This is a genomic window from Moorena sp. SIO4E2 (assembly GCF_010671945.1).
GTDB classification, from domain to species: Bacteria; Cyanobacteriota; Cyanobacteriia; order Cyanobacteriales; family Coleofasciculaceae; genus Moorena; species Moorena producens.
Genome location: NZ_JAAHIE010000594.1, coordinates 1 through 4,129, shown reverse-complemented (window position 1 = coordinate 4,129; position 4,129 = coordinate 1). Strand labels below are relative to the sequence as shown.

Annotated in this window: 3 protein-coding genes; 2 read left to right on the top strand and 1 reads right to left on the bottom strand. The window is 45.0% G+C overall.

The genetic code is table 11. The features are described from left to right. Nucleotides 1–91 precede the first annotated feature (91 nt). On the top strand, nucleotides 92–1,567 hold the full coding sequence (locus tag F6K37_RS33695) for a CIA30 family protein (RefSeq protein ID WP_008183365.1): 1,476 nt from the start codon (nucleotides 92–94) through the stop codon (nucleotides 1,565–1,567). A 246-nt stretch (nucleotides 1,568–1,813) separates the two neighbouring features. Here the strand turns inward: F6K37_RS33695 and F6K37_RS33690 are convergent, their stop codons facing one another. Beyond that, nucleotides 1,814–2,596: an RNA polymerase sigma factor SigF gene (locus F6K37_RS33690; protein ID WP_008183364.1), complete on the bottom strand. Its 783-nt coding sequence runs from the start codon at nucleotides 2,594–2,596 to the stop codon at nucleotides 1,814–1,816. A 475-nt stretch (nucleotides 2,597–3,071) separates the two neighbouring features. Here F6K37_RS33690 and F6K37_RS33685 point away from each other — a divergent pair, with 475 nt between their 5' ends. Further along, the gene (locus F6K37_RS33685) at nucleotides 3,072–3,800 is read left to right on the top strand and encodes a Bax inhibitor-1/YccA family protein (protein WP_008183362.1); all 729 of its coding nucleotides are present in this window, start codon (nucleotides 3,072–3,074) and stop codon (nucleotides 3,798–3,800) included. The last annotated feature ends 329 nt before the right edge of the window (nucleotides 3,801–4,129 follow it).

Below are 4,129 nucleotides of genomic sequence, written 5' to 3'. Positions count from 1 at the left end.
TGACTTCTGACTTCTGACTTCTGCTATAAAGGTAACCTTCAGGGTAACTCAGGTTTCGATAAACTGAAGAAAAAATGCACTTGAGGCGATTATGACCCAAAACAATCGCTCCCCATGGGATGCTGGCAGATTCATAAAAACCCTAAGCTACTTTGAGGTTATTCCTTTCCTGAGCTGCCTACAGCGATTATTCACAGGTCGTGCCAATAATCAACAATCGAGCCAGGGTAGAGGAAAAGATATGGGAGTAATACTGGTAGCTGGGGCAACTGGCGGTGTAGGCAAGCGAGTGGTGCGCTGTCTGGTTGAGCGTAATTATCCCGTACGTGCCCTAGTTAGAAATGCCCAGAAAGCTAGGGAAATCCTTGGCAATAACCTGGAACTATTCGAGGCAGATATCACTATTCCAGACACCTTGACCCCAGCACTGTACAAGAACATTACTGCTATAGTGTGTTGTACAGGAGCGCGGATGCAACCGGTAGAAGGAGACACCCCGAACCGGGAAAAATACGATCAGGGCATCAAGTTCTATAGGCCAGAAGTGGTCGATAGCCCGGAACTATTGGAGTATCAGGGTATCAAGAACTTAGTACAAGCCGCAGCAGAGTATCTCGAACCAGGGAAACAACTCCTATTTGACTTCCAAAACCCTTCCGATGACTTACAAGAAACCTGGGGTGCTGTGGATGATGTAGTCATGGGTGGTGTCAGCGAGAGTTCAATCCGCCTGATCGACAAGGCTGCCCTGTTTACCGGCAATGTCTCAACAGCAAATTCTGGCGGCTTTGTGTCAGTACGCACCCGCAATCTCCCAACTCCCCTCAACTTAGCTGAGTACCAAGGACTAGAACTGCGAGTTAAAGGGGATGGTCAACGCTATAAATTTATATTGCGTAATGAATCGAAATGGGATGGCATTGCCTACTGCTATTCCTTTGACACCCAGAAAGATCAGTGGATAAACGTTTCTATTCCCTTTGCTGATTTGATTCCGGTATTTCGAGCCAAAACCTTGAAAGATGCTGCTCCCTTCAACCCCAGTCGCATCTTTGCCATACAGCTAATGCTGAGTAAATTTGAATATGATGGCGCACTGAACCCAAACTTTGCTCCAGGTTCCTTTGTCCTACAGCTCGAAACTATTAAAGCCTATGGGGGGATCACCAAGCCCCAATTCATTATGATTAGCTCAGCCGGGGTGACTCGTCCAGGTCGTCCAGGAATTAACCTAGAGGAAGAACCACCAGCGGTACGAATGAATGATCAACTGGGGGGAATTCTAACCTGGAAACTCCGGGGAGAAGACGCAGTTCGCGACAGTGGCGTTTCCTATACCATCATCAGACCTTGTGCTTTGACAGAAGAACCGGGAGGTCAAGCCTTAGTGTTTGCTCAAGGAGACAATATCCGAGGTAAAGTAAGTCGGGAAGATATTGCTGAACTTTGTATTCAGGTACTAGAGCAACCCAAGGCTTGTAATGTCACCTTTGAAGTCAAAGAGGCAAGTGATGGTTTGCGAGACTGGCAAACTCTCTTTTGCGATATCAATACGGACAGCAATTAAGTATAGGGTTTGTATCTAGGTTGTAAACACACTTCTTGCAAAAAAAGGCAATTATAATTAAGAATTAAGAATTTAGAATTTAGAATTTAGAATTTCTTCATTCTTAATTATTCCTTCTTAATTCCTCATTCTTAATTATTCCTTCTTAATTCCTCATTCTTCATTCTTCATTCCTAATTCTTCATTCTTCATTCTTCATTCTTCATTCTTCATTCTTCATTCTTCATTCTTCATTCTTCATTCTTCCTAACTTGCCAGACGCTCCGATGCTTGAGATTTCATCAGGGTAACCAACTCTTGGATTCCTCTTTTGACATGTCGCGTCACTGTCATCGGACTGACTCCAATTCGTTTGGCTGCCTCTTTGCGGGGGAGTTCTCGTAAGAAAACAAACTCTATAGCTGCCTGAGTTTTATCTTCTAGCTGACTCAAGGCACCCTGGAGCTGTTGTCGGTCTTCTTCCCAATAGTGTAAATTCTCTTCATAGTAATCCGGTAGAGTCTCTCCTAAAGTCATGGGTTGATCGACCTTCTGAGAAACCGTGGCATCCAAACTTAAAGGCAAACGATTTTGAACTGCCAATTTACTTTCCTGCCACTCTTGCAGTGATACATCCAAAGCCTTAGCAATTTCTTCATCTCTGGGGAAGCGTCCCAAGTTAGTTGCTAACTTTTTGCTGACTCTTTTCCCTGCCTGCTGGAGTTCCTGCCATCGGCGAGGAATCTTGACCAGAGAACCCCTATCGCGCAAGAAGTGTAGCATCTCACCGCGAATGTAAGGTACTGCCAAGGAACTGAATGCACAACCTTGATGGGGGTCGAACCGCTCAATAGCACGAATCAAGCCGATGTAACCCATTTGCTCGAGGTCTTCATAAGGTTCAGCACACTTCTGGCTGACTATATGAGCAATCTTCCTCACTAACCCAGCATTTAATCTTACTATCTGATTGCGAAGTTGAATTGATGGATTTCGGTAGTACGCAATCAGAAGTTCCATTCCTTGAAAACCAACAGACCCAATAGCCATTCTCAAAATATCCCAGAAGTGGAAACCTATTTACGACACGAGGCTTAGCCTAAGCAATTAATCTTCAACTCATTGTCATTAGAGATTCCCCTTTAGAACCATCGTCCTTTCACGGAAAAAACAAATTACCGTTTTTGTTTTCTCTGTACAATCACGCAGATTGGAACCCGAAGATAGTGAGAAATCGCTATACCGTCTTAAATGTGGTATAATATCTAACCTAATTAGCCGGAAGTGGCAACTAGCAAAGAGGATAACTAGTATTCTGTCAATTTAGTTTTGGTATTAGGTGTTAGGTATTAGGTGTTAAGTATTAGGTATTCCGAAAAAGTAGAGTTTACCCCTCAAGTCAATTTGGACGGAGTACTAGCAGTCGGTTTTCCCTCCTGCCACAAGATTGCGGATATGGTTCAAAATAGAAGTAGTTATAAATCAATGCTGATACTTGATCAGGAAAATTCTTGACTAAAATCTCATGAGTAGCACTAGTAACTTTCGTCAAGCAATTCGTGAATCTCAAGGTCGAGCCCTAGTTGGTCCGAATGTTATTGCTAATGCTCTGCCCTTCCTGGGTGGTGGATTAGTCTTAACTGCCCTAGGTGTCTATGGTGGTCTGGGGGTGATTTCAAGCAACCCAGGGCTATTTATGACCACCTTCTTGCCTGCCTTAATTGCCGAATTTATTCTTTTCTTCGTTGCCCGTGGTGTGGCTGAGAACGGAAACAACAGTGTAGCTTTGCCTCTTCTAGCTAGTTACAGTCTCTTGTCCGGCTACACCCTCAGTGGCTTAATATTCGTTGCCCTCGGAACAGGGGGTGTGGGCATGCAAGGCATTGCCATTGCTGCCTTTGGCTGTGGTGTAGCCTTTATGGCTGGCCGTCAAATTGGTTCTAATCTCTCAGACGAAGATGGCTTTGCTTTAGCCAAAACCGTCCAGATGGGTATGATTGCCTTGCTGGTGGTCTTGGTGGCTCAGCTAGTTTTATCCTTCTTTGGTGTATACACACCCAGCTTTCTAGAAATTGCTATCTCTGGCATCGGTGTGGTTATTTTTGCGGGTGCGGCTGTAGTGGATTTCTTCGTGCTGCCTCGCGCCTATCGTGATGACCAGTATCTACCTGCTGCCCTGTCAATGTACTTGACCTATATTAACTTGTTCGTGTTCATTTTGCGGCTGCTGATTGCCCTTAATGGTCGCGACTAAGACAGTGCAATACGATAGAACCCAATCGGGGACGGCAATGCTGTACCCCGATTTTTCTAGTTCCAAGCTGTGGTGCTAGACGTCATATAGGAGCCATAAACCCCAACAGAGCCTCAAATACAGCATCATGGGCAGTACTTTGATTTGTGCCCCTATAGCTAGCTATAGGGACAAGTCCTGTTCTGAAGCGGTTTTGTGATAGTATAGCAGTCGCCAGGGCAGTTAGGACATGACAAAAGTCTCACACCCTTTGTAAGCGATGCAGCGCGGTCTTGGGGGTTTCCCCCATGAGCGACTGCATCAAGAAGCGCAAGAGTTTGACTTCTGAC